The 23,432-nt window shown below is 74.0% G+C and carries 24 protein-coding genes and 1 riboswitch; of the genes, 15 read left to right on the forward strand and 9 right to left on the reverse strand.

Annotated elements, in window-relative coordinates:
* Positions 1 to 4: 4 nt before the first annotated feature.
* Positions 5 to 1,738 carry a dihydroxy-acid dehydratase gene (ilvD, locus tag DEU31_RS13245; protein WP_133677489.1) on the forward strand — a complete coding sequence of 578 codons (1,734 nt, stop codon included), beginning with the start codon at positions 5 to 7 and terminating at the stop codon, positions 1,736 to 1,738.
* A gap of 16 nt (positions 1,739 to 1,754) precedes the next feature.
* Here ilvD and DEU31_RS13250 read toward each other — a convergent pair whose 3' ends face one another.
* Positions 1,755 to 2,531: a class I SAM-dependent methyltransferase gene (locus DEU31_RS13250; protein ID WP_133677490.1), complete on the reverse strand. Its 777-nt coding sequence runs from the start codon at positions 2,529 to 2,531 to the stop codon at positions 1,755 to 1,757.
* A gap of 145 nt (positions 2,532 to 2,676) precedes the next feature.
* Between DEU31_RS13250 and DEU31_RS13255 the strand changes: the two genes are divergently transcribed.
* Positions 2,677 to 3,015, forward strand: a complete 339-nt coding sequence (locus DEU31_RS13255) for a hypothetical protein (RefSeq protein WP_133677491.1) — start codon at positions 2,677 to 2,679, stop codon at positions 3,013 to 3,015.
* Here DEU31_RS13255 and DEU31_RS13260 read toward each other — a convergent pair.
* Positions 2,999 to 3,694, reverse strand: coding sequence for a TetR/AcrR family transcriptional regulator (locus DEU31_RS13260; protein WP_133677492.1), 696 nt, complete (start codon positions 3,692 to 3,694; stop codon positions 2,999 to 3,001). The two genes, DEU31_RS13255 and DEU31_RS13260, sit on opposite strands and share 17 nt — an antisense overlap.
* Positions 3,695 to 3,803: 109 nt before the next feature.
* Here DEU31_RS13260 and DEU31_RS13265 point away from each other — a divergent pair, with 109 nt between their 5' ends.
* The 5 genes from DEU31_RS13265 to DEU31_RS13285 all read left to right on the forward strand — a co-directional run bounded on the left by DEU31_RS13265 (position 3,804) and on the right by DEU31_RS13285 (position 9,371).
* Positions 3,804 to 4,772 carry an NAD-dependent epimerase/dehydratase family protein gene (locus DEU31_RS13265; RefSeq protein ID WP_133677493.1) on the forward strand — a complete coding sequence of 323 codons (969 nt, stop codon included), beginning with the start codon at positions 3,804 to 3,806 and terminating at the stop codon, positions 4,770 to 4,772.
* Positions 4,769 to 5,188, forward strand: coding sequence for an SRPBCC family protein (locus tag DEU31_RS13270; RefSeq protein WP_133677494.1), 420 nt, complete (start codon positions 4,769 to 4,771; stop codon positions 5,186 to 5,188). Before DEU31_RS13265 ends, DEU31_RS13270 begins: the two co-directional genes overlap by 4 nt.
* 99 nt (positions 5,189 to 5,287) lie before the next feature.
* Positions 5,288 to 6,607 carry a sensor domain-containing protein gene (locus DEU31_RS13275; protein ID WP_133677495.1) on the forward strand — a complete coding sequence of 440 codons (1,320 nt, stop codon included), beginning with the start codon at positions 5,288 to 5,290 and terminating at the stop codon, positions 6,605 to 6,607.
* A complete protein-coding gene (locus DEU31_RS13280; RefSeq protein WP_010550934.1) occupies positions 6,595 to 7,236 on the forward strand; it encodes a response regulator transcription factor in 642 nt (213 codons plus the stop codon). Before DEU31_RS13275 ends, DEU31_RS13280 begins: the two co-directional genes overlap by 13 nt.
* 287 nt (positions 7,237 to 7,523) lie before the next feature.
* Positions 7,524 to 9,371: an HNH endonuclease gene (locus tag DEU31_RS13285; protein ID WP_010550933.1), complete on the forward strand. Its 1,848-nt coding sequence runs from the start codon at positions 7,524 to 7,526 to the stop codon at positions 9,369 to 9,371.
* Positions 9,372 to 9,431: 60 nt separating this feature from the next.
* Here the strand turns inward: DEU31_RS13285 and DEU31_RS13290 are convergent, their stop codons facing one another.
* Positions 9,432 to 10,031 (reverse strand): class I SAM-dependent methyltransferase, encoded by a 600-nt coding sequence (locus DEU31_RS13290; protein WP_010550932.1) that lies wholly within the window; start codon positions 10,029 to 10,031, stop codon positions 9,432 to 9,434.
* 125 nt (positions 10,032 to 10,156) lie between these two features.
* Here DEU31_RS13290 and DEU31_RS13295 point away from each other — a divergent pair, with 125 nt between their 5' ends.
* Positions 10,157 to 11,365, forward strand: a complete 1,209-nt coding sequence (locus tag DEU31_RS13295) for a glycosyltransferase (protein ID WP_133677496.1) — start codon at positions 10,157 to 10,159, stop codon at positions 11,363 to 11,365.
* A complete protein-coding gene (locus DEU31_RS13300; RefSeq protein WP_133677497.1) occupies positions 11,362 to 12,120 on the forward strand; it encodes a PIG-L family deacetylase in 759 nt (252 codons plus the stop codon). Before DEU31_RS13295 ends, DEU31_RS13300 begins: the two co-directional genes overlap by 4 nt.
* Positions 12,121 to 12,138: 18 nt before the next feature.
* On the opposite strand, the gene DEU31_RS13305 is transcribed toward DEU31_RS13300, so the two are convergent.
* Both DEU31_RS13305 and DEU31_RS13310 read right to left on the reverse strand, forming a co-directional pair.
* Positions 12,139 to 12,876, reverse strand: a complete 738-nt coding sequence (locus DEU31_RS13305) for an endonuclease/exonuclease/phosphatase family protein (RefSeq protein ID WP_166649515.1) — start codon at positions 12,874 to 12,876, stop codon at positions 12,139 to 12,141.
* Positions 12,873 to 13,928 (reverse strand): ADP-ribosylglycohydrolase family protein, encoded by a 1,056-nt coding sequence (locus tag DEU31_RS13310; RefSeq protein ID WP_133677498.1) that lies wholly within the window; start codon positions 13,926 to 13,928, stop codon positions 12,873 to 12,875. The genes DEU31_RS13305 and DEU31_RS13310 overlap by 4 nt, the downstream gene beginning before the upstream one ends.
* A 70-nt stretch (positions 13,929 to 13,998) precedes the next feature.
* Between DEU31_RS13310 and DEU31_RS13315 the strand changes: the two genes are divergently transcribed.
* The 6 genes from DEU31_RS13315 to DEU31_RS13340 all read left to right on the forward strand — a co-directional run bounded on the left by DEU31_RS13315 (position 13,999) and on the right by DEU31_RS13340 (position 20,685).
* Positions 13,999 to 14,802, forward strand: a complete 804-nt coding sequence (locus DEU31_RS13315; RefSeq protein ID WP_133677499.1) for a hypothetical protein — start codon at positions 13,999 to 14,001, stop codon at positions 14,800 to 14,802.
* Between the two features lie 31 nt (positions 14,803 to 14,833).
* Positions 14,834 to 16,858 (forward strand): M13-type metalloendopeptidase, encoded by a 2,025-nt coding sequence (locus tag DEU31_RS13320; protein WP_133677500.1) that lies wholly within the window; start codon positions 14,834 to 14,836, stop codon positions 16,856 to 16,858.
* Complete coding sequence (locus DEU31_RS13325) at positions 16,855 to 17,421, forward strand: hypothetical protein (RefSeq protein WP_133677501.1); 567 nt, start codon at positions 16,855 to 16,857, stop codon at positions 17,419 to 17,421. The genes DEU31_RS13320 and DEU31_RS13325 overlap by 4 nt, the downstream gene beginning before the upstream one ends.
* Before the next feature lie 31 nt (positions 17,422 to 17,452).
* Positions 17,453 to 17,558: riboswitch (TPP riboswitch) on the forward strand.
* A gap of 47 nt (positions 17,559 to 17,605) precedes the next feature.
* Complete coding sequence (locus tag DEU31_RS13330; RefSeq protein WP_010550924.1) at positions 17,606 to 18,187, forward strand: ECF transporter S component; 582 nt, start codon at positions 17,606 to 17,608, stop codon at positions 18,185 to 18,187.
* Between the two features lie 26 nt (positions 18,188 to 18,213).
* Entirely contained in the window at positions 18,214 to 20,271 is a 2,058-nt protein-coding gene (locus DEU31_RS13335) for an ATP-binding cassette domain-containing protein (RefSeq protein WP_133677502.1), read from the forward strand.
* A 12-nt stretch (positions 20,272 to 20,283) separates the two neighbouring features.
* Positions 20,284 to 20,685 carry an ankyrin repeat domain-containing protein gene (locus tag DEU31_RS13340; protein ID WP_133677503.1) on the forward strand — a complete coding sequence of 134 codons (402 nt, stop codon included), beginning with the start codon at positions 20,284 to 20,286 and terminating at the stop codon, positions 20,683 to 20,685.
* Positions 20,686 to 20,701: 16 nt separating this feature from the next.
* On the opposite strand, the gene DEU31_RS13345 is transcribed toward DEU31_RS13340, so the two are convergent.
* From DEU31_RS13345 to DEU31_RS13360, 4 genes are all read right to left on the reverse strand, one after another.
* On the reverse strand, positions 20,702 to 21,178 hold the full coding sequence (locus DEU31_RS13345; RefSeq protein ID WP_243733841.1) for a GNAT family N-acetyltransferase: 477 nt from the start codon (positions 21,176 to 21,178) through the stop codon (positions 20,702 to 20,704).
* A 29-nt stretch (positions 21,179 to 21,207) separates the two neighbouring features.
* Positions 21,208 to 22,239 (reverse strand): DNA-formamidopyrimidine glycosylase family protein, encoded by a 1,032-nt coding sequence (locus tag DEU31_RS13350; RefSeq protein ID WP_010550920.1) that lies wholly within the window; start codon positions 22,237 to 22,239, stop codon positions 21,208 to 21,210.
* Entirely contained in the window at positions 22,239 to 22,727 is a 489-nt protein-coding gene (locus tag DEU31_RS13355; protein WP_010550919.1) for a ribose-5-phosphate isomerase, read from the reverse strand. Before DEU31_RS13355 ends, DEU31_RS13350 begins: the two co-directional genes overlap by 1 nt.
* 62 nt (positions 22,728 to 22,789) lie before the next feature.
* Entirely contained in the window at positions 22,790 to 23,410 is a 621-nt protein-coding gene (locus tag DEU31_RS13360) for a hypothetical protein (RefSeq protein ID WP_010550918.1), read from the reverse strand.
* Positions 23,411 to 23,432 lie beyond the last annotated feature (22 nt).

Genomic DNA, 23,432 nt, shown 5'->3' on the forward strand with positions numbered 1-23,432 from the left:
GGCCATGACCGACGACGCCGCCCCAGCCGCTCCCGCCGACCAGCACGCCCCGGACATCAAGCCGCGCAGCCGCACGGTCACCGACGGCCTCTCCGCCACCACCTCCCGCGGCATGCTGCGCGCGGTGGGGATGGGCGATGCGGACTGGGACAAGCCCCAGATCGGCATCGCGAGCTCCTGGAACGAGATCACCCCCTGCAACCTGTCGCTGGACCGGCTGGCCCGTGCCGCGAAGGAGGGCGTGCACTCCGGCGGCGGGTACCCGCTCCAGTTCGGCACCATCTCGGTCTCCGACGGGATCTCGATGGGGCACGAGGGCATGCACTACTCCCTCGTCTCCCGCGACATCATCGCCGACAGCGTCGAGACGGTGATGCTCGCCGAGCGGCTCGACGGCTCGGTGCTGCTGGCCGGCTGCGACAAGTCCCTGCCGGGGATGCTGATGGCCGCGGCGCGGCTCGACCTCGCGAGCGTCTTCGTCTACGCGGGCACGATCATGCCCGGGCGTGCCTCGCTCTCCGACGGCACCGAGAAGGACGTGACGATCATCGACGGCTTCGAGGCCGTCGGTGCGTGCGCCCGCGGGCTGATGAGCAGGGAGGACGTCGGCCGGATCGAGCGCTCCATCTGCCCGGGCGAGGGCGCCTGCGGCGGCTTCTACACCGCGAACACCATGGCGACTGTCGCGGAGTCGATCGGCATGTCGATCCCCGGCTCGGCCACTCCCCCGTCGGCCGATCGGCGCCGGGACGCCGACGCGCGCCGTGCGGGCGAGGCCGTGGTGGGGATGCTGAGGCAGGGCATCACGACCTCCGACATCATGACCAAGGCCGCCTTCGAGAACGCGATCAGCGTGGTGCAGGCCTTCGGCGGCTCGACCAACGCGGTGCTGCACCTGCTCGCGATCGCGCACGAGGCGGGCGTGGACCTCACCCTCGAGGACTTCGCCCGGATCGGCGCGAAGGTGCCGCACCTCGCGGACCTCAAGCCCTACGGCCGCTACGTCATGAACGACGTGGACCACGTGGGCGGCATCCAGGTGGTGATGAAGACGCTGCTGGACGAGGGCCTGCTGGACGGGGACTGCCTGACCGTCACCGGTCGCACGATCGGCGAGAACCTCGAGGTCCTCTCGCCCCGCCCGGCCGACGGGACCGTGCTGCGCCCCGCGACCGCGCCGATCGCCCCCACCGGCGGGATCACGATCCTGCACGGCTCGCTCGCCCCCGAGGGCGCGGTGGTGAAGTCCGCCGGCTTCGAGGAGGACGTCTTCGAGGGGACCGCGCGCGTGTTCGAGCGGGAGCAGCATGCGCTGGACGCGCTGAACGACGGCACGATCGACCACGGCGACGTGGTGGTGATCCGCTACGAGGGCCCGAAGGGCGGGCCGGGCATGCGCGAGATGCTCGCGATCACCGGCGCGATCAAGGGCGCCGGGCTCGGCAAGGACGTGCTACTGATGACCGACGGCCGCTTCTCCGGCGGGACGACGGGCCTGTGCGTCGGCCACATCGCCCCGGAGGCGGTGGACGGCGGCCCGATCGCCTTGGTGCGCGACGGGGACCGGATCCGTCTGGACGTCGGCGCGGGCACCCTCGACCTGCTGGTCGACGAGGCGGAGCTCGCCGCGCGCCGGGGGGGCTGGGAGCCGCTGCCGCCGAAGTTCACCAAGGGCGTGCTGGGCAAGTACGTGAAGCTCGTGAAGTCCGCCTCCCGCGGCGCGATCCTCGGGGACTGAGCGGGGCGAGGACGGCTCAGGGCTCGGCGACGAGCAGCACGAGGGACCCCTCGTAGCGCGGCAGGGTGCGCAGCGCGCCATGACGGGCGTCCCAGGTCCCGTCGAGCAGGTCCCCGGCGAGCTCCCGGGTGAAGCGGTCGATCACCGCGGGCTCCACCAGGGACCAGGCGGAGCAGGCGCGCTGCGCCTCGAGATCCAGCAGGTGCTCGGGCCGTCCGAAGTAGGCCTCGGAGAACCCGTCGGTGCAGCCCTGCGGGATGAGCACGGTGCTGATCGAGATGCTGCCGCCGAGCCCGTCGGCGAGCGCGTCCGGCGACGGGCAGCGGCGCGCCTCGACCTCGAGCACCTCCGGCGCGTACTCCCGCACCCAGAACTCCTGGACGCGGCTCGGGTCGCACGTGAGGATCACGACCGGGCCGCGCGTCACGCGTCGCAGCTCGGCCAGGCCCGCAGGAAGGTCCTGCCACTGGTGGACGCTGAAGGTGGTCATGGCGGCGTCGAAGGAGTCGTCGGCGAAGGGCAGCTGCTCGGCGGTCGCGTCCACGGCCGGGGACAGGTGGGCGGGGCGCTGGGCGCGCATCACGGCGGAGGGCTCGACGGCGGTGACCTCCCGGTCCGTCGGCTCGTAGGAGCCCGCCCCGGCGCCGACGTTCAGCACGGTGCGCGCCTCGCCGAGCGCCTGCGCGATCACTGCGGCGAGCCGCGGGTCGGGGCGTCGGTAGCGGGAGTAGGTGGACCCGAGGGCGCCGTAGTCCGCGTCCCCCGCGCTGCCGTCCTGCCTGCGCTGTGCCATGGGTGTCAGCCTAGTGAGGGGACCGCCCCCACCCGCGCCACCCACCTCCCTCCCGCGAGCGACCGCGCTCCCCCGTACGGGGGAACGGTGGGACCGCCCGCGTCGCTCCGCCCCTCTGTCACACCCCGCTCCTAGGCTCGTGAGCATGTCGCCGTCGCGCCGCACCGCTGCGCACTCCGCCCCCGCCGATGCGGTGCGGGCCGAGCGCGAGCGGATCCGCGCGCTCCTGCTCGCGCAACGTCCAGAGCTGGGCGCTCGCCTCGCCGTCGGCCCGAGCGGTGCGCTCGTGATCCCGCTGCGCAGGGGCGGGAGCGTCGAGATCGGCCGGATGCGCCGACGAGGCACGTCCCGCTGGGTCGTCGTCGCCCCGTCGGCGGCGGGCGCGCGGGTGCGAGAGCCCGCGACGCCGGACGCGATCGTCCGGGTCGTCCTGGCCGCGCTCGACGAGGACGCGACGGGCAGGTCGCTCAGCGCGGTGCGATGAGGTCCGCGAGGATCTCGATCTGGGGGCGGAGGATGTCCTCGCCGAGGGCGACCGCATCGGGGCCGAGCTGGCCGAACAGGTGGGCGCTGATCACGCCGACGAGCCCGGACCAGGCCGTGACGGCGCGGGCGGCGGTGGCCGCGTCGGCGTCGAGGTCGAACTCCCCGAGGTGCTGTGCGAGCAGCTCGGCGACGGAGGGGACGAGCGCCGGCGGGTCACCGAGCGGCCGACCCCCTCGGGCCGCGTCGGCCGCGATCGTGAGCACCTCGCGGGTCACCTGCGTGCCGGGGGCGTTCGTGGTCTCCGACGGCGCCGCGTAGCCCGGGACCGGGGTGCCGTACAGCAGCGACCAGCGCTCCGGCGCGGCGAGCGCCCAGGCGGCCATCGCCCCGCCGAGGGCGAGGAAGCGCTCGCGCGGCGCGTCGCCGGCGCCCGCAAGACGCTCCTCGACCGCGGCGGCGAGGTCCTCGTAGGCGTCGACGATCAGCAGGGTCAGCAGCTCGTCGCGGCTGGCCACGTAGCGGTAGACCGCCGAGGAGACCATGCCGAGGCCGCGGGCGATCTCGCGGACGCTGAGGCCGGCGACGCCGCTCTCGGCGAGCTGGGCGTTCCCGAGCTCGACGATGCGGGCCATGGTGCGTTCCCGGGCGAGGGCGCGGGATGTCGGTGCGGCGTTCATGCTCCGCATCCTCCCACATTCCGAGAGCACTGCTCTTGACGTCGGATCGAGAGCGGTGTTCACTGTTCTCGACAGAACAGAGAGCAGTGCTCACTTCCGGGAGGCAGTCATGCATCACCTCGTCATCGGAGAAGGACAGATCGGCCGCGCGATCATCGAGCGGGCGCTCGCGGACGGCGACACCGTCACCGTGCTGCGCCGCACCGCGAAGGACCCCTCCCCCGGGATCCGGCGCGTCGCCGGGGACGTGCTCGACCCGGCGGCGCTCGGGGCCGCGATCGACGGCGCGGGCGCCGTCCACGCCACCTTCCACGCCCCCTACGACGCCCGGCTCTGGCGCGAGCAGCTCCCGCCCCGCGAGCTCGCCGTGCTCGACGCGGCCGCCGAGCGCGGGATCCCCGTCGTCCTCCCCGAGTCCTTCTACGGCTTCCAGGGCGGCGCCGCATCCCTCGCCGAGGACGCCTCGCCCAGTCCGCAGGACGAGAAGGGACGGGTGCGGGTGGAGCTGCTGGCCGCGCGCCGCGCGCACCGGGCCCGCACCCTCAGCGTCATCGCCTCGGACCTGATCGGGCCGAGCACCGTCGGCACCGGGGCGGCGGTCGCGACCGCGATGGTGATCGAGCCGCTGCTCGCCGGGCGCCGCGCGATCCTGTTCGGCCGGGCCGACGCGCCGCACACCCTCACCCACGTGCCGGATCTCGCGGCGGCGATGCTCCACGCCGCCCGCCGCGCCGAGCACCTGACCGGAGCCGCGGGCGATGCGGTGCTGAACGCCCCTGCCGCCCCCGCCCGCACCCAGCGGGAGCTGATCGCGGAGGTGTCCCGGCTCGTGGGCACGTCCGCCCGTCGGCCGATCCCGATCCCCCGTGCAGCACTTTCCCTGCTCGCACCCTTCAACACCTTCACCCGTGAGCTCCACGGGATCTCCGGACTCTGGTACGGGCCGTGCGTGCAGGTGCCGGGGCGTCTCGGACGGGAGGAGGGGCTCGTCGCGACGAGCTGGGAGGACGCGGTCGGCGCGACGGTCAGGGCGGCGCAGGGCGCCCGCGATGCGGGGGCTGTTAGCGTCGCCCCATGAGCGACTCCGCTGCCCCCGTCGGCCCCTCCCTCCATCTCTCCGTCGTGATCGACCGCCCCTGGCGTCGCGTGTACGAGTACGTGAGCGATCCGCGGAACCTGCCCCGCTGGGCGGCGGGGCTCGCCGGGAGCGAGGTGCAGCGCGAGGTCACCCAGTGGTCGATGAGCTCGCCGATGGGACGGGTGCTGGTCAGCTTCGTGCCGGAGAACGATCTGGGCGTAGTGGACCACACCGTCACCCTCCCCACCGGCGAGTCCGTGCTGAACCCGCTGCGGGTGCTGACGCTGACGGAGGAGAGCTGCGAGGTGGTGTTCACCCTGCGCCGCGGTTCGATGAGCGAGGCCGAGTTCGACGAGGACGCCGCGGCTGTCCGGGCCGACCTCGAGACGCTGAAGGAGATCTGCGAGCAGGGCTGATCCTCCGGGCAGGGATGCCCAGAGGTGTCGGGCCAGCCCGACACCGACCGTCCCGGTGACAGGATGGGCCTCCCGGCGATCCGGCCCGAGAGTGGAGGCATGACCACGATGACCCTGCCCCGCACGGCCGACGAGACCCCCGCCCCGGCCCGGGGCGTCGGCGCCTGGGCGTCCCGGCTCGGCCGCTTCCTCGGCTACTCGTTCCTCGCCCTGGTGCTCGGCGCGATCGGCTTCTCCCTCGTCATCACCCTGCTCTCGGCGGGCGCGGCGACGGTGGTGGTGTGGGTCGGGCTGCCGATCCTGGTGGGCGGGGTGCTCGTCGCCCGCGGCTTCGCGGCGGCCGAGCGGGCCCTGCAGTCCGCGATCCTCGGCACGCACCTGCCCACGCCGCTGCCGAAGCAGCCGCGCGCCGGCGCCGGGTGGGTGCGTCGGATGCTCACTCCGCTCACCGATCCGCAGCGCTGGCTGGACTCGCTGTGGGTGCTGGTGAACTTCCTGCTCGCCCTGATCAGCTTCCCACTCGTGATCGGCTGGACGCTCGGGGCGATCGCCACGGTCGGCGGGCCGGTGGCGACGCTGATCCTCGAGAACGTACTGCCGCCGGAGGAGACCGACGGGCTGGGCACCCTGCTCGGCGTGCCCGAACCCTACGTGCTCCCGGCCGATGTCCTGCTCCAGTTTCTCGCGGGCCTGTTCTTCCTGTTCACCGTCGGCCCCGTGGTACGGGGGCTGACCGCGCTTCATCAGGGGGTCGGCCGCGGGCTGCTGAGCTCGCGGCACGAGGAGCAGCAGCGCCTGGCGCGCGCGGAGGAGTCCCGTGCTGCGGGCCGCTCGGCGGAGTCCGCGGCGTTGCGCCGCCTCGAGCGGGACCTGCACGACGGCCCGCAGCAGCGGCTCGTGCGCGCCTCCATGGACCTCGCCCGGATCGAGTCCCTCACCGAGAAGGATCCCGAGCGGGCACAGGCCGTGCTGCGCGAGGCGCGAGAGCAGCTGGGTCTCACCCTCGACGAGCTGCGTCGGCTCTCGCGCGGGATCGCCCCGCCGATCCTGGTGGACCGCGGCCTGCCGGCGGCGCTCGCCGAGCTCGCGGCGATCTCCCCGCTGCCCACGACGGTGGAGGCCCCGGAGCTGGACCTGCCCGAGCATGTCGAGATCGGCGTCTACTACGTCGTCTCGGAGGCGCTGACCAATGCCGCGAAGCACTCCGGGGCGGGGTCCGTCGTGGTGGAGGTGGCACGGATCGGCGAGGATGTGCGGGTGAGGATCGAGGACGACGGACGCGGCGGCGCGGAGATGCGGACCGGCGGCGGGCTCGCCGGGCTCGCGGGACGGGTCGCCTCGCTCGAGGGCCGGCTGAGCGTGCACTCCCCCGAGGGCGACGGCACCCGGGTGGAGGCGGTGATCCCGTGCGCGTCCTGATCGCCGACGACTCGGCGCTGCTGCGCGAGGGGCTGCGCCTGCTGCTGGAGGATGCGGAGCACGAGGTGGTAGGCACCGCCGCGACGGGCACGGAGCTCGTGGCCCGGGCGCTCGAGCTGCGGCCCGACCTGGTGATCTCGGACATCCGCATGCCTCCCTCCCACAGCGACGAGGGACTGCGGGCCGCGAAGGAGATCCGGGCGGCGTGGCCGCAGGCGCCGATCGTCCTGCTGAGCCAGTACGTGGTGGTGGGCTACGCGACCGAGCTCATCGAGTCCGGCGCGGAGGCGACGGGCTATCTGCTCAAGGACCGGGTGTTCGACATCCGCTCCTTCCTCGAGTCGATCGAGCGGGTCGCCGCGGGCGGGGTCGCGATCGATCCCGACGTGGTCGCTCAGGTGATCGCCTCCCGGCGTCGCTCACCGCTGGACGATCTCACGCCGCGCGAGCGGGAGGTGCTCGAGCTGATGGGCGAGGGACTGACGAACGCCGCGATCTCCGAGCGGCTGTTCCTCAGCACCGGGGCGATCGAGAAGCACACCCAGCGGCTCTTCGCGAAGCTCGGGCTGAGCGACGACGCGAGCGTGCACCGGCGGGTGACGGCGGTGCTGACGCTGCTAGGGAAATAGTCAATCCGTCGCGTCGCACGGCGAATCTTTCCTCCACGGTCGGGGGTCGTGCACAATTCCTTTCAGGACATTGACGCAGGAGCCGCCTCGCAATTCCGGCAGAGCGACTTCTCGGAAACGCATCCGGGCGGCACCTCCGCGCTGGCATCGCAGCAACCGCTCTGACGATTCCTCCACACACCCACCTTTTCCACACTTTCATCCACATAGCTCAGCGCGTCGACCGCGTCATCCACAGAATCCTTCCTGGCCTGTCGCCAGAAATCGACGCTCATTACGCTGGAGGAATGGAGAACACGACACCGCAGGATGACGGGGACTGCCCCGGTGGGGACGCTCCCCACCCCGGCGCGGCACCCTCGTCGGCCGACGTGTCAGGGCCGCCAGGCGCGTCCGGGGCTGCCGGCACGTCCGGGGCTGCCGGCGCGTCCGGCCCTGCCGGCCGTGCTGCGGCGGCCGGCAGCTCCGGGACGGCCGACAGCTGTGGAACGGTCGACGCGCTGGACCAGGCCGCCGCGCAGCTCGCAGACCTCGGTGCCGACCCGTCGGCCCGCGCGGTCCTCGCCGAGATCGTCACCTCCACGCTCCACGCCTTCACCCGCACGCACTCCACGCGCGACCCCTTGCCGGACACCGCTCCGGGCAGCGGGGAGGAGGCCCTGGCCGTGCTCGCCGGGCTCGACCACCTGCGCTCCGCGCTCGCCGCGATCGACTCGATCTGGCAGGTGCGGGCCGAGCAGCGGATCGCTCGAGATGACGAGGCCCGCGATGTCCCGGCCTCCCGACGCGGCAAGGGCGCATCCCACGAGATCTCGCTCGCCCGTCGCGTCTCGCCCTCCTCCGGCTCCTACTCCCTCGCCGCGGCGAGGCGGCTCGTCCAGCAGCTACCCGGCACTGCCTCGGTGCTGCGGAGCGGACGACTCACCGCGGAGCAGGCCTCGACCGTCGCGACCACGCTCGACGGCGCCTCCCCGGAGACCTGTGCACGGATCGACCGGCTGATCGCCGAGGACCCTGACGCGCTGCAGGGACGCGGACGCAGGCGCCTGGCCTCCGACCTGCGCGGCATGGTCCAGCAGCTCGAGCCCGAGGGCTCACGGGCCCGGGCCGAGCGCGCCGCACGCGCACGCCACGTGACGATGACGCCGCTGGCCGACGGGATGGCGCGGCTCAGCGCGGTGCTGCCGGGGCTCGAGGCGACCTCCGTGATGCAGACCCTCCGGGCCCGCGCCGAGTCGCTCCGCGCCGCCGGCTCCCGCACACCCGCACGCGCCCTCGAGGCGGACCTGCTGGTGGATGCCGTGCTGCGAGCAGCCCCCAGGCGCACCGCCCTCACCCCCACCGCCTCCCGGCCACGGCTCGACCTCGGCATCGTCATCACCGACAGGGCGCTGCTCGGTCGCGGTGACGAGGAGGAGTGCGCCCTGCTCGAGGGCTACGGAACGATCCCCGCCCACGTCATCACCGACACCCTGCAGGGCCGGCCTCCGGGACGGATTCGCGAGGTGGGGTCCGAGGATCCGCCGGTCATCAGCGGGACTCCTGCTGCGGAAGGTCCGTTCGACGCCGACGATCCCGTAGGGACCAACGATCCACACGGTGCCGGTGCCAGCGATCCACCGGACCCATCCGCCTCGATCGAGCACCCCGACCAGGAAGCCGCCGCCGTCTTCCGTCGGCTGTACGCGAGTCCGCGCCCGGGCGAGCTGGTGGCGATGGAGTCCCGGGCGCGCGCCTTCCCCGTCGGGCTCTCCCGGCTGATCCGTCTGCGGGACGTCACCTGCCGCACGCCCTGGTGCAATGCGGTGATCCGCCACATCGACCACGTCGTGCCCTATCACCGCGGCGGGCCGACCAGCTACGAGAACGGCCAGGGCCTGTGCGTGCGCTGCAACGTGGCCAAGGAGCACGGGCAGTGGGAGGTCACGGCAGCCGACGCGGAGGCCGGGGCCGGGGCCGACGGCGCGACCCGACATCGCTGGATCAGCCCGCACGGAGCCGTCGGCTACTCGTCCCCGCCGAGCGTGGTCCCTCCGCCCCTCCGCGCCGAAGGGTCCTCTCATACCTCTGGGGACGACTCCGCCCCGACGGAAGACGGGGGCTCCCCGCTCGGCGGCGATGCAGAAACTCCGTGACTCCCGCCGCCCCGCCGCCTACGCTCGCGCTGACGGCCGACGGACCGACTGGATCCCGGCTCAGCGCACCTTCCGGGCCAGCGTCGTGATGACGTGCCAGTGCTTCTTCTCCGCGAGGAAGCGGCCGTCCTCGTCGCGCACCGAGCGATCGATCACGTGGAAGTCGCGGAACATCGCGTCGATCTCGTGGAGCGGGAGCGTGGCGACATCGGGCAGCTCCGCCCAGGAGTCGTTGGGGCCGAAGAAGTCCACGGCCATCACGCCGCCGCGCGGGAGGGCGCCGACGAGCTTCGCCCACACCTCCGGCAGCGCCTCCGGGCCGAGCAGGCCCAGGGTGTAGGTCGAGTAGACGATCTGCGCGGACGGGAACTCCGCCACGTCCTGGATATCGGTGTGGTGGAAGGTCACCGAGCCGCTCATGCGCTCGTTCTCCACCAGGCGGGCAGCGAGGGTGTCGTCGCTGTCGTAGGCATGGACCTGCCAGCCGCGCCGGGCGAACTGGAGGGAGTCGGCACCGGCGCCGGCCCCCAGATCGAGCACGACCCCGGGACGGCGGTCACCTCCGGCCGCAGAGATCGCCTTCCCCACGAGCCGACGGGCGGGACGGCCCGCGGCGTGGGCGTTCAGCGCCGCCCAATCAACCTTCTCCGCCGTGTCCATGCCTGTCAGGCTCCACCATGCTCATTCCCAGTTCAACTTCCCGTGACCCAGGCCGCGTCCTATTTCGTCACGGGCGAACAGCGGCCCCTCGGAGCGCCGCCGCGCGGCCCCTCTAGGATGGCGGGATGACGGCCACCTCCCTGCGGATCGCCGCGGTCTGCCTGCACACCTCACCGCTCACCGAGCCCGGAGGCGCGGACGCGGGCGGCATGAACGTCGTGGTGCTCGAGCAGTCCCTCGCCCTCGCCCGGCTGGGCCACCGCGTCGACCTCTTCACCCGACGCTCCGACCCCGACGCCCCGGCCGTGGTCGAGGTCGCCGAGGGGGTGCGCCTGCTGCACCTCGACGCCGGGCCCGCCGCCCCCGTCGCCAAGGGCGACATGGACGCGATGATCCGGCCCTTCCGCGAGCAGCTGCGGCCGCACCTCGCGGGCGGCGAGTACTCCCTCGTCCACTCCCACCACTGGTTCAGCGGCGTCTCCGCCCTGCCCCTCGCGCGGGAGCTCGATCTCCCCCACCTGCAGTCCTTCCACTCGGTCGCGGCGCCCGAGGGCTCCTCGACGCTCGAGGCCGGGGAGCCGGCCGAGTCCGAGGGCCGCATCCCCGGCGAGCAGTTCGCCGCGACCGGCTCCGACCTTGTCATCGCCGTCTCCGACGCGGAGGCGCGCACCGTCGTGGAGCGCTACGGCGTCCCCGGCGAGCGCCTCGCCGTGGTCCGCCCCGGCGTGGACGTGGACCGCTTCCACCCCTGCGAGGACGTGCAGGCCCGGCGCCACCGCCCCACCCTCCTGTTCACCGCGCGGATCGAGCCGCTGAAGGGCCCCGACCTGGCGCTCGAGGTCCTCGCCCGGCTCGACCCCGCACGGGGCGCGCGGCTCGTGCTGGCCGGCTCCGCCGCCCCCGCCTTCGCCGAGTACCTCGAGTCGCTGCGGGCGCTGGCGAAGGAGCTCGGCGTCGAGGACCGGGTCGAGATGGTCGGCACCCTGGACCGCGATCAGCTCGCCGAGGCGATGCGCTGCGCCGGCGCGCTGCTGCTGACCAGCTGGTCGGAGACCTTCGGCCTCGTCGCCCTCGAGGCGCAGGCGAGCGGCACCCCCGTCCTGGCCTGGCGCGCGGCCGGCGGGGTGCGGGAGGCCGTCGCGCCCGACGGCCTGGTGCAGGGCAGCCGCGACCCCGACGTCTGGGCCGAGACCCTCGAAGCGCTCCTCGCCGACGAGGACCGCTACGCGGCGGCGGTCCGCGCCGCCCGCGAGTTCGCCGCCTCCCGCACCTGGGAGGCGACCGCCGAGGCGCTCGCCTCCCAGTACACCCGTCTCGTGGAGGAGCGCGCATGAGCACCGACCCCTGGCAGCTGCTCGGGACCGCACGCACCGTGCTCGCCGTCCACGCCCATCCCGACGACGAGTCGCTCTCCACCGGCGCGCTGCTCGCCGCGCTCGCCGCCGACGGCATCCGCGTCGTGCTCGTCACCGCGACCCGCGGCGAGGAGGGCGAGATCGTCCCCGGCGCGGTCGCCGACGGGGACGAGCGCCCCCTCGAGGAGATCCGGGAGCAGGAGATCGATGCCGCGACCGCCGCGCTCGGGATCGCCGAGCGGCACTGGCTGGGCACCGCTCCTGCTCTCGCGGCCGGCGCGGCCCCTCGCCGCTATCGCGACTCCGGCATGGCCTGGGTGCGCGAGGGGCTCGCCGGCCCCTCCCCCGACGCCGGCCCCGACAGCTTCTCCCTCGTCCCGCTCGAGCAAGCCGCGGACGACCTCGTCGCCCTGGTGGAGCAGTCCCGCCCGGACGTGCTGATCGGCTACGACGACGAGGGCACCTACGGGCATCCCGACCATGTGCGCGCCCACCACGTCGCCGTCGCCGCGGCCGAGCGGACCGGCGTGCCGCTGGTGCAGATCGCGAGCGACGTCGCGGCACCGGGCACCGTGGTGCGCGATCTCCCGCAGACCGCGGACGCGGTGGAGCGGGCGGTGGACTCCTACCGGACCCAGCTCACGCTGCGCGGACCGGTCGAGGGCGGGTTCGCGATCCGGCACGTCGGAGGGCAGGACGACATGGTCGCCCTGCGCGCCGGGCTCAGGGGCTGAGCACCCCGCTCAGGGGCGTCAGAGGCTGACGTCCAGCAGCGTCGGCAGGTGATCGCTGGCGCCCGAGAGCCGCTCCTCGCCGACCCGCGCGGTGGAGCGGACGGCCCGTGCGTCGCGCACCTGCACGCCCTCGCCGACGAGGATCGCGTCGATCCGGCGCACCGGTCCGGCGGCCGGGAAGGTGTGCTCGGACTGCCCGGCAGGGTCCCGCAGCAGCGGATCGAGCAGACGCCGCGCCGCGCCGTCGGCGGTCTCGTTGAGGTCGCCGCCGACGATCACCGGCGCCCCCGCCCCGCGCACCAGCGCCGCGACGTGCTCGGCATGGCGCAGACGGTTGTCCTCCTGGAGCGCGAAGTGGAGCGAGGAGACGACGACCTCGCCGCCGCCGGGCACCGACAGCCGCACCGCGGCGACCCCGCGCGGGTAGGTCGAGTTCAGGTCCGTGACGCTCTGCGCGACCGGGTGCATGCCGCGGCGGATCACCTGCGCGGCGACGTCCTCGGTCGCGAGGATCGCGAGGCCCCGCCCGCCGAGCCCGCCGACCAGGACCCGTCGGCCGATGCGCCGGGCGAACCAGGCCAGCCGCGTCGTGGGCAGCACGAAGCGGGGCGCCTCCTGGACCAGCAGCAGGTCGGGGTCGAGATCCTCGACAGCCTCGATCAGCGCGTGCAGGTCGCCGCGCAGCTCCCACAGGTTCCAGGTCAGGATCCGCAGGTCCCAGCCGCCGCGCCCCGAACTGCCTCGGGCGGCGCTCACGGGCTCGGCTCCTCGGCCACCTGCGGGGCGATGACCCGTTCGACGAGGTTCGTGAGCTCCTCGACCTCGTAGCCGGGCCAGCCGAACAGGACTCGCCTCCATTCGGGCGGGACGGCCTTGTGGCCGAGCGCCGCCCCCATCAGGGAGCCGGTGATGCAGGCGACGGTGTCGGTGTCGTAGCCGGCCCGGGCCGCGGCCTCGAGAGCGGCGACCAGTGCATCGCGCTGGGCGAACTTCCCCTCGGGGATCGGGCCGACGCCGGCGATCGCCGCCCACGCCGCCTGGAAGGCGCCGACGACCCAGCCGTTGCGTCGGAACATGACCGGGGTCGACTCCTCCGCCTCCTCGATCCGGTCCTGCCAGACCGTGCGGCGCTCGGGCTCGAGCTGGTCGAGGCCGACGCGCACGTCGAGCTCGCCGGTGAGGATCGCGTGGCGCACGGCGAAGCCCCACAGGATGCAGGCCTCGATCGTGTCCGGATGCACGTGTGTCAAGCGGCACACCGAGGCGATCGCCTCGGCCGCGTCCGCGTCCGGGGAGAGCAGATAGGGCAGCACCGAGGCGTGGGCGCGCATCAGGGAGCCGTTGCCCGCGGAGGTCGGGTGGTCCTCGTGCGCCTTCGCGGCCGCGGCCCGGAAGTCGACCGCGCGGGGCGCGTAGTGGCCGGCCGCGCGGCCGATGTCCGCCGCGGAGCGCAGCACGTGGGAGGTGAGGTTCCCGATGTCCGGGGTGCCCAGCGACCACGAGTACCACTCGCGCGCGATGTGGTCCTGCGCGGACTCGAGCCGCAGGTCATGGTGGTCCGAGGCGGCTAGAGCGGCTTCGAGCACGACGATCGCCATCGAGGTGTCGTCGGTCCACTCCCCCGGCTGCCAGCCGAGCACGCCGCCGCCGATCATGTCGATCTCCTCGGAGTCGACGACGGGGGCCTGGAACTCGTAGGGCGCTCCGAGCGCGTCCCCGGTCGCCGCGGCCACGACGGCGCCGACCGCCCGCTGCCGCTGCGCCGCGGTCAGCCCGGGGGCCTGGGAAAGCTTCTCGTGGGTCCTCACGAGCCCATGGTTCCACAGGTCAGCCCCGGGCCGAGCCCCGTTACCCTGGTGGGGACCGAGAAGGAGCCCCATGACCGACACCCCCGCGGAGCCCCGCCCGCACTGCGACGACCCCCACGATCCCCATGACCACACCGGTCATGACCATCCCCCCACCGGGGCGGATCTCGTCCGGGACCTCGTCAAGGGCCTGTCGATCCAGGCCCTGCTGATCCCCGCCCTCGCGATCGTGATGCTGGTGGCGATCCTGCCCTTCGCCCCCACCACGCCGGTGCCGCTGCTGCTGGGCATCGGGCTGGGCGCCCTGCAGCTCGTCTCCCTCGTCGCGACGAGCCTCTTCGTCGCCCGCACCCGCCGCCAGCTCGCCGTGAACCCGGGGCTGGTCGCGGTGCGCAGCGTGCTCGAGGAGGTGCTGCGCATCGCCGCGGTGCTGCTCGCTCTCGTGCTGTGGCCGGCCGACATCCGCTCCGAGCTCGGAGTGTGGGTGGGCGCCGGCTGCGCGCTGGTGTGGATCGTGCTGGCGACCGCGCAGACCATCGCGACCCGGCGCCGCATCGCCGAGCCCGGCGACTGGTCCGAGGAGGCGATCTCGACCCTGCTCTCCCAGCGCGTCGGCGCCCGTGAGGCCGTCGTGATGCGCCTGCTGGACGTGCTCGGCACCGTGATGTTCCAGCTCGGCGCGACCGTGCTCGTGATCCTCTCGCCCGTGCTCGCCGTCGGCACCGCCGTGCTCTCGATCGGCACCGGGCTGTCGACCCTCGTCCTCCAGCGCAGGCCGCCGGCGGAGCGCTCCCGCACCCCCTGGGCGTACATGCCCGTCGCCCTCGGTGCGCTGACCCTCGCCCTGGCCGTGCTCGGACTGCTGAGCCTCTGACCGACCGACCCCACCACCCCCGCAGGAGCCGATGATGACCGCTGCCCTCCCCTCCGGACTCGACCTCGATCAGGTCGACGCCGCCGCCCGCCCCCAGGACGACCTCTTCGGCCACGTCAACGGCCGCTGGCTCGCCGAGCACGTGATGCCCGCCGACCGGTCCAGCGACGGCGCCTTCCACGCGCTGCGCGACCTGTCCGAGGAGCGGGTGCGGGAGATCGTCGAGGAGGCGGCCGACGACGTCGCGCGCACCGCGGACGAGACGGGGACCCTGCCGGTCCCGACCACCGACCACGCCCGGATCGGCACGCTGTACCGCATGTTCATGGACACCGAGGCGATCGAGGCCGCGGGCCTGTCCGGCCTCGCCGACCTGCTCGATGAGATCGGGGCGACCCGGGACCTCGAGGGCCTCGTGCGCCGGATGGCGGCGCCCGACTCGGGGGCCTCGGCGGTGCTCGCCTACGTGTGGACCGACGACCACGACTCCTCCCAGTACCAGGTCAAGATCCATCAGGGGGGCCTCGGCCTGCCCGACGAGTCCTACTACCGCGAGGAGCACCACGCCGAGACCCGCGAGGCCTATGCCGCGCACCTGGCGAACCTCGCCCGCCTCGCCGAGCTGCCCGGCCGTGCGGGACTCGCCGCCGGCGGCCCGGAAGAGCTCGCCCGCGCCGTGCTCGACTTCGAGACCCGCCTCGCCGCCTGCCACGTCGACGTGGTCCGCCTGCGCGACCGGGAGAAGTCCGACAACCCCATGGACGCCGCGCAGCGCCGCGAGCTCGCCCCCGCCTTCCCCTGGGACGCGTTCATCGAGGGCACCGGCGCACCGGCCACGGCCTTCGACGTGGTCTCCGTCGGCCAGCCCGAGTTCGTCTCCGCCGCCGCGGAGCTGCTGGCCGGCGAGGACCTCGCCGTGCTGCGCACCTGGCTCGCCCTGCACACCGTCTCCTCCTACGCCCCCTATCTCCCCGCCGCGCTGGTCGAGGAGGACTTCGACTTCTCCGGTCGCGTCCTCTCCGGTGCGGAGGAGCTGAAGGAGCGGTGGAAGCGGGGCGTGGCCCTGGTCGAGGGCGCGGTCGGCTTCGCCGTCGGCCGCGAGTACGTCACCCGCCACTTCCCCGCCGTCCACAAGGAGCGTATGACCGCGCTGGTCGACGCGCTGATGGACGCCTACCGCGACTCGATCAGCTCGTTGGACTGGATGACCCCGGCCACCCGCGAGAAGGCGCTCGCGAAGCTCGAGAGGTTCACCCCGAAGATCGGGTACCCGGAGAAGTGGCGCGACTACGACGGCCTCGAGCTCGTCCCCGGCGACCTCGTCGCGTCCGTCCGCGCCTCCCGTCGCTTCGAGGCGGACTTCGAGTTCTCGAAGGTCGGCGGGCCGATGGACGAGACCGAGTGGCACATGACCCCGCAGACGGTCAACGCCTACTACAACCCCGGCCGGAACGAGATCGTCTTCCCCGCCGCGATCCTCCAGCCCCCGTTCTTCGACGCGGAGGCCGACGACGCCGTGAACTTCGGCGGGATCGGCGCGGTGATCGGCCACGAGGTCGGCCACGGCTTCGACGACCAGGGCTCGAAGTACGACGGGGACGGCAACCTCGTCTCCTGGTGGACGGCGGAGGATCGCGAGGCCTTCGACGCCCGCGCCGCCCGTCTCATCGCGCAGTACTCGGAGCTCTCCCCGCGCGAGCTCGACGACTCCCACCGCGTCAACGGCGCCCTCACCATCGGCGAGAACATCGGCGACCTCGGCGGGCTCTCCATCGCGGTCAAGGCCTATCTCGCCAGCCGCTCCGAGGAGCAGGCCGCGGCCGAGCTCGACGGGCTCACCGGCCTGCAGCGCGTGTTCTGGTCCTGGGCGACCGTGTGGCGGGGCCGGAACCGGCCCCAGGAGGCGATCCGCCGCCTGGCCGTGGACCCCCACGCGCCGATGGAGTTCCGCTGCAACACGGTCGCCGGGCACCTCGACGAGTTCCACGAGGCCTTCGACGTGCGCGAGGGCGACGGCATGTACCGCGCTCCCGAGGAGCGGGTGAGCATCTGGTGAGGCCCGATGCGCCCTTCCACGTCGGGCGGACGGTGCCCTCCTCCGTGGGCTGGACCCGCGTCGTCGTCACCGTGGTGGCGGGCCTGATCGTGTCGGGCCTGCTGCTGCAGCGCGGCTCGGCTCCGGGTGCGATCGCGGTGCTCGCCGCCTTCGCGCTGCTGGCGCTGTGGACGTGGATGGGCCAGGCCACCCGCTTCGTGGTCGACGAGAACGGGGTCACCGTCAGCCTCGGAGGCTTCCTCCCCCGCCGGGTCTGGCCGGTCGAGGACTTCCGCACCGTGCAGCTGCGCGAGATCCCCACCGGCACCGTGGGCGTCGCCCTCGGCGGCTACGGCTGGCGGCGCGGGAGGGCGATGACCCCGAAGCCCGAGGAGCTCACCCCCGTCGGCCGGCGGAAGATCTTCACCCTCTCCGAGCAGCAGCGGCCCTACCGGATGCTGGTCACCCGGCCGGGCACGAGCGTGGAGATCATCGGGACGAAGGACACCTGCTACATCCTCTCCCCCGTCGACCCCCAGGCGGCCGCCGATGCGATCGACCAGGCCATCCGTGCCCGCCGCTGAGCGTGCTCCTGGGCTAGACTGTCTGCTCGTCATCCACTGACAGGGGAGCACCGTCCGGTGCTGAGAGTGCGCCGACGGCGCAGACCCTCGAACCTGATCCGGCTCGCACCGGCGTAGGGAGTCGGGATTTCCGTGGAGCACCGCCGGTGCTCCGCGCCCCTTCCAGGACCTGGGAGGAGACGTGATGACCCGTTATCGCACCGTCGATCTGCTGGTGACCGTGCTGATCGGGGCGGCCTTCGGGGTCGCCTTCCTCGGCTACGGCCAGCTCTACACCCTGATCGGCCCGCTGACCGCGGCGTTCAAGCCTGCCGAGGGGCTGCTGGCGGGGATCTGGTTCCTGCCGGCCGTGCTCGCCGCGCTGCTGGTGCGCAAGCCCGGCGCCGCCCTGCTCGCGGAGATGGTCGCCGCCGTGCTCTCGATGCTGCTGGGCAGCCAGTGGGGCTGGGGCACCGCCGTGTCCGGTCTCATGCAGGGCGGTGGGGTCGAGCTCGCCTTCCTGCTCACCCGCTACCGGCGCTTCACCCTGCCCGTGGCGGTGCTCGGCGGCGTGCTCTCTGCCGTGCTCGAATGGGGATGGGAGAAGGTCGCCTACTACCAGGAGATGAGCTGGGCCTTCTCCGGCACGATGCTCGCCTTCTTCCTGCTCTCGGGGGCGCTGCTGTGCGGGGTGCTGGGCTGGGCGGCGAGCCGGGCGCTGATCGCGACCGGCGCGGTGGACTCCCTGGCCTCCGGCCGGGAGGCGGCCCGCGCGGTGGAGGCCTGAGCACCGGGACCGTCCCGGCGGCGTCCGTGCACGTCGACGGGCTGCGCTGGCGGCCGCTCAGCCGGCGCGAGCCGACCATCGAGGGGCTCGACCTCGAGATCCCGCCCGGGCAGCGAGTGCTGCTGGCCGGGGCGAGCGGCAGTGGGAAGTCCACCGTGCTGCGGGCGCTGGCCGGGCTGCTGGACCCCGAGGACGGGGACGGCGAGGGGCTCGTCCCCGCCCCCAGCCGGCCCGGGGAGCGGGGCCTGCTGCTGCAGAACCCGGTGCACGCTCTGGTCGGCGCGACCGTCGCCCGCGACGCCGCCTTCGGACCGGAGAACGCGGGACTGCCCCGGCCGGAGCTCACCGAGCGCGCCGCCCGGGCGCTCGAGGCAGCGCGAGTCGACCTCGACCCCGAGCGGGCGCCGCTGGACGCCTCGGGCGGCCAGCAGCAGCGGATCGCACTGGCCGGCGCGCTGGCCCTGCGCCCCGACCTGCTGCTCCTGGATGAGCCGACCTCCATGCTCGATGCCCCGACGGCCGAGGAGGTGCGCCGGGCGATCCTCGCGGTCACGGGCCGCCGCACCCTCGTCGTCGCCGAGCACCGGATCGGGCCCTGGCTGCCGCACGTAGACCGGCTGATCGTGCTCGGCTCCCGCGCCCGGGTGCTCGCCGACGGGCATCCGGACCAGCTCCTCTCCCACCGTCGCGAGGTGCTGATCGAGGCGGGAGTGCTGGAGGACGAGGCCGCCGCCGAGGAGGCACCGGGCCCTGTCGGGCCCGGCGAGACCGTCGCCGCGCTGCGCGGCGTCACCGTGCCCGCCCGGGGACTCACCGCACCGCAGGACCTCGAGCTGCGCGCTGGGCGGCTGACCGCGCTGACCGGCCCGTCCGGTGCGGGCAAGACCTCCCTCCTGCGCGTCCTCGTCGGCGCGACGGAGCCGGGCGCGGGCGCCGTGTCCCGCCCCGAGCCCTCCCAGATCGCCCTCGTCCCCCAGGACCCCGAGCACTCCTTCGTCGCGACGACCGTGCGGGAGGAGGTCCTCGCCTCCCCCTGGGCCACGGACGAGGACCTCGCGGACGAGCTCCTTCAGCGGGCGGGCCTCGCCCCGCTCGCCGGCGCCCATCCCCACCGCCTCTCCGGCGGCGAGCAGCGCCGTCTCGCGATCGTCGCGGCCCTCGCCCAGCGCCCCGACCTGCTCGTCCTGGACGAGCCGACCGTGGGCCTGGACGTCCGGCGGCGCCGTGAGGTGCTGGAGCTGCTGCGCGAGGCGAGGGACCGGGGCGCGGCGGTGCTCGCCGCGAGCCACGACGAGCTCCTCGTCGCCGCGGCCGACGCGCGCCACGACCTGCCCGCCCCGGCGCCGGGCGCGGTCCCCACGCCCGCGCCCCGCCGGATCCCGGCCGACGCGCTGAACCCGCTGACGCTGAGCCTGATCGGGATCCTCGCCGCGATCGGCTCCTTCGCCGTGCAGAGCTGGCAGGGCGGGCTGCTCGCCCTCGCCCCGACAGTGCTGCTCGCCCCGCTGGCGGTGCGGAGCCTGCGCGGCGCGGCCCTGCGCCTGCTCCCGATCCTGCTCTCCGCGGCGGGGCTCGCCTGGACCACGGCGCTGCTGGGCGAGGCGCCGGCGCTGTCCGGGGAGGCATGGCTCATCGGCCTGAAGGAGGCCGCGCGGATCACCGCCTTCGTCGCCCCCGGGGTGCTGGCTCTCGCCTCCGTGCGCCCCACCCCGCTCGGGGACGCGCTCGGCCAGCGCCTGCACCTGCCCGGACGGCCTGTCGCCGCCTCCGTGATCGCGCTGGTGCGGGTGGGGCATCTGGGCCGGCAGTGGGCTGCGATCCTCGAGGCCCGCACTCGCCGCGGCCTCGGCGGTCCCCGCTCCCCCCGGGTGCTCGCGGGCGCAACCCTCGCCCTGCTCGTGGACACGCTGCGCGGCGCCGAGCAGCAGGCCCTGGCGATGGACTCCCGCGGCTTCGCGACCGCGACGCACCGCACCTGGGCGGCGCCGAGCCCCGTCGGCCCCGCGGACCTGCTGGGGGTCGTGATCGCGGCGGGGCTGCTGGTGTGGCCGCTGCTGGCAGAGATGCTCGTCGGTGCTGCGTAATACGCTGGGGCGATGACCGACGACTCCCTGGATCCCGAGCTCATCGACCTCGCCAATGCCCTGCTGGACGCCGCCCGGACGGGCGACGCCGAGCCCGTGCGCGCCTTCCTCGACCACGGCGCACCGGCAAACCTGCGCGACGCCTCCGGGAACTCCCCGCTCATGCTCGCCGCCTATCACGGGCACGCCGCGCTGGTGACCGAGCTCGCCGCCCGCGGCGCCGACGTGGACCTGCTCAACGACCGCGGCCAGTCCCCGCTCGCCGGCGCCGCCTTCAAGGGCTTCACCGAGGTGGCGACGGCGCTGCTCGAGGCCGGGGCGGACCCGGACCTCGGTGAGCCGAGCGGCCTGGCGACGGCGCGCTACTTCGAGCGGGCCGAGATCGTGGAGCTGATCGAGGCGCGCCGGGCCTGAGCCGACGGGGACGGGCTCAGGCGCTCGCGGGACGCAGCACCATCGCGACGTGCTCGATCCCGGCCTCGAGGAACACGTCGCTCACCGTCTCGAAGCCCATCGAGGCGTACCACGTCTCGAGATACGCCTGGGCGTCGAGGTGCACCTCGGCGCTCGGGGCGAGCTCCCGGGCCCGCTCGAGCGCCGCGACCATGAGGCGCCTGCCGTGGCCGCCGCGGCGGCGGTCCGCGCGTACCGCGACGCGGCCGATGCGGAGCGTGCCGTCGGCCTCCCGCAGCAGGCGCAGGTGCGCGATCGGCGCGCCCTCCTCCTCAAGCCACAGCAGCTCTGTGGTCGGCTCGAGCTCGCGCCCGTCGAGGTCCGCGTCGGTCGCGCCCTGCTCCATCGTGAACACGTCCTGCCGGAGCGTCGCCAGGAGGTAGAGGGTGCGGGCGGAGAGGTCGTCGAGGACGGCGCGGTGCAGGCCGGGCGGGGCGACGGGCTGGTCGGGCATGGGCGTCAGGGTACTGCCGTCGGCACCGATCACCGCGCGAGCGCCCAGGGCGCGGCGGGGTGCTCGCGGGTCCAGCCCGCGCGGCGGCTGCGGACCCGCTGGCAGCGCGGGCACCAGAACACCGTGCGCGCGGCGATCTCGCCCGAGCGCACCGTCGTCCCGCACAGCCGACAGGGCAGGGTCTGGCGGTGGTAGACGTAGAAGGACTCCTCGCGCGGCACGACGTCCGGGTCCTCGTCCCCGTTCTGGCGGGTGCCGCGGGAGCGCTCGACGATCCGCGCCTCGATCTGCCGGTGCTCGGGCTGGGTGGTGACGATCCGCCCCGTCCGCGCGCCGTAGGCCATCAGCGCGACCAGGTCCTCCCACATCTCCTCGCACATCCCGGCGGTGAGATCGCGGCCGGGCACGAAGGGATCCAGCCTCGCCCGGAACAGCAGCTCGGCGCGGTAGATGTTCCCGATCCCGGCGACGACCTTCTGGTCCATCAGCAGAGCGCCGATCGTGGTGCGAGAGCGCCGGATCCCCTCGACGAAGCGGCGTCGCGCGGAGCCGTCGGGGTCCGGGCGCAGCGGGTCCGGGCCGAGCCGGTCCAGCACCCGCTGCCGGCCCTCGGCGTCCAGCACCTCGCAGGCGGTGGGGCCGGTGAGGTCGGCGAGGCCGCGGGGGCCGGCGATCCGCAGCCGCACCGTCTCCCGCGGCACGATCCGCCGCCAGTCGACGGTGCCCTCGCTCTCCTCCTCCCGCTCGCCGACGCGCAGCCGCGGTGCGCCGATCGCGTGGGCGCCTGCGAAGCCGGGGTCGCCCGCGAAAGTCCAGGACCCGTACAGGCCCAGGTGCACGTGGACGTGCCGCACCGAGGGGTCCGCCGGGTCGACCTCGGCCGACGGCGCGAAGGGCAGGAAGAGGTGCTTGCCCACCGCCTCGGCGCCGAGCAGCACCTGGCCGTCGAGCCGTGCGGCGTCGGAGAAGCGTCCCTGGGGGCTGGAGGTGCGCACCCGCTGCCCGCCGAAGCCGCGCGCGAAGACGGCGGCGAGCCGATGGACGGTATGGCCCTCCGGCATCAGCGCGCGTCGGCGCCGGCGCCCTGATCCTCGCTGTAGCCGCCGGTGGTCTCGTAGCGGGCCACCAGGTCGATCCGGCGCTGGTGGCGCTCCTCGCCGGAGAACGGCTCGGCCAGGAACAGGTCGATCAGCGCCTCGAGCTCCTCCTCGGAGTGCTGGCGCGCGCCGACGGAGATCACGTTCGCGTCGTTGTGCTCGCGGGCCAGGCGCGCGGTCTCCTCGTTCCACACCAGCGCCGCGCGGACGCCGGCAACCTTGTTCGCGGCGATCTGCTCGCCGTTGCCCGAGCCGCCGATGACGATGCCGAGGGAGCCGGGCTGCGCGACGACGGCCTCGCCCACGTCGGTGCAGAAGGGCGGGTAGTCGTCCAGGGCGTCGTACTCGTGGGCGCCGTGGTCGGTGACCTCGTGTCCCTTCTTCTCCAGCTGGGCCACCAGGCGGTTCTTCAGCTCGAAGCCGGCGTGGTCGGTACCGATGTGCACGCGCATGTCGTGGATGTCTTCCTGTCGTGGGGAGGGGCGAGGAGGCCCGTCGGGGACGAACTGTGCGGTCAGCTGAAGTCGACGCCGCCGGAACGGGAGCGCTTGAGCTCGTAGAAGCCGTCGATCGAGGCGAGCGTCGCGAGCGCGTCCAGCAGCTTCCCGGCCTCCTCGCCCCTCGGGGCCGGGGAGACGACGGGGCCGAAGTAGGCCGTGCCCTCGCCGAAGGAGATCACCGGGGTGCCCACGTCGTCGCCGACGCGGGAGATGGCGCCCTCGTGCGAGGCGCGCAGCGCCGTGTCGATCCCGTCGCCGGCGACCGGCTCGTAGGCCTCGATCAGCTCGGCGGGCAGATCCACGTCGGCGAGCGCGGCGACCGCGGTGGCACGACGGTCCTCGTTCTGACCGCCGACGTGATAGCGCTCGCCCCAGGCGGTGTACCAGCGGGCGAAGGCCTCGTTCCCCTCGGCCTCGCGGATCGCGATCGCCAGCCGGGCCGGGCCCCAGGAGTCATCGAGCATGGCGCGATAGCCGGGATCGAGCTCGCGACCCTCGTTGAGGACGGACAGCGACATCACCGAGTAGACCGGATCGATCTCGCGCACCTCGGCGGCGTGCAGCAGCCAGCGGCTGGTCATCCAGGCGAACGGGCAGACGGGGTCGACGAACAGCTCCACACGACGGGCGGTCATGGACTCTCCTCGGATCGGGGGT

This window comes from Brachybacterium sp. AG952 (assembly GCF_004362645.1).
Classification (GTDB): domain Bacteria; phylum Actinomycetota; class Actinomycetes; order Actinomycetales; family Dermabacteraceae; genus Brachybacterium; species Brachybacterium conglomeratum.

Coding starts and splice junctions, on each gene's coding strand:
- ilvD (WP_133677489.1), top strand. CDS start 5: ATGACCGACGACGCCGCCCCAGCCGCTCCCGCCGACCAGCACGCCCCG.
- DEU31_RS13250 (WP_133677490.1), bottom strand. CDS start 2,531: ATGGCACAGCGCAGGCAGGACGGCAGCGCGGGGGACGCGGACTACGGC.
- DEU31_RS13255 (WP_133677491.1), top strand. CDS start 2,677: ATGTCGCCGTCGCGCCGCACCGCTGCGCACTCCGCCCCCGCCGATGCG.
- DEU31_RS13260 (WP_133677492.1), bottom strand. CDS start 3,694: ATGAACGCCGCACCGACATCCCGCGCCCTCGCCCGGGAACGCACCATG.
- DEU31_RS13265 (WP_133677493.1), top strand. CDS start 3,804: ATGCATCACCTCGTCATCGGAGAAGGACAGATCGGCCGCGCGATCATC.
- DEU31_RS13270 (WP_133677494.1), top strand. CDS start 4,769: ATGAGCGACTCCGCTGCCCCCGTCGGCCCCTCCCTCCATCTCTCCGTC.
- DEU31_RS13275 (WP_133677495.1), top strand. CDS start 5,288: ATGACCACGATGACCCTGCCCCGCACGGCCGACGAGACCCCCGCCCCG.
- DEU31_RS13285 (WP_010550933.1), top strand. CDS start 7,524: ATGGAGAACACGACACCGCAGGATGACGGGGACTGCCCCGGTGGGGAC.
- DEU31_RS13290 (WP_010550932.1), bottom strand. CDS start 10,031: ATGGACACGGCGGAGAAGGTTGATTGGGCGGCGCTGAACGCCCACGCC.
- DEU31_RS13295 (WP_133677496.1), top strand. CDS start 10,157: ATGACGGCCACCTCCCTGCGGATCGCCGCGGTCTGCCTGCACACCTCA.
- DEU31_RS13300 (WP_133677497.1), top strand. CDS start 11,362: ATGAGCACCGACCCCTGGCAGCTGCTCGGGACCGCACGCACCGTGCTC.
- DEU31_RS13315 (WP_133677499.1), top strand. CDS start 13,999: ATGACCGACACCCCCGCGGAGCCCCGCCCGCACTGCGACGACCCCCAC.
- DEU31_RS13320 (WP_133677500.1), top strand. CDS start 14,834: ATGATGACCGCTGCCCTCCCCTCCGGACTCGACCTCGATCAGGTCGAC.
- DEU31_RS13330 (WP_010550924.1), top strand. CDS start 17,606: ATGACCCGTTATCGCACCGTCGATCTGCTGGTGACCGTGCTGATCGGG.
- DEU31_RS13340 (WP_133677503.1), top strand. CDS start 20,284: ATGACCGACGACTCCCTGGATCCCGAGCTCATCGACCTCGCCAATGCC.
- DEU31_RS13345 (WP_243733841.1), bottom strand. CDS start 21,178: ATGCCCGACCAGCCCGTCGCCCCGCCCGGCCTGCACCGCGCCGTCCTC.
- DEU31_RS13350 (WP_010550920.1), bottom strand. CDS start 22,239: ATGCCGGAGGGCCATACCGTCCATCGGCTCGCCGCCGTCTTCGCGCGC.
- DEU31_RS13355 (WP_010550919.1), bottom strand. CDS start 22,727: ATGCGCGTGCACATCGGTACCGACCACGCCGGCTTCGAGCTGAAGAAC.
- DEU31_RS13360 (WP_010550918.1), bottom strand. CDS start 23,410: ATGACCGCCCGTCGTGTGGAGCTGTTCGTCGACCCCGTCTGCCCGTTC.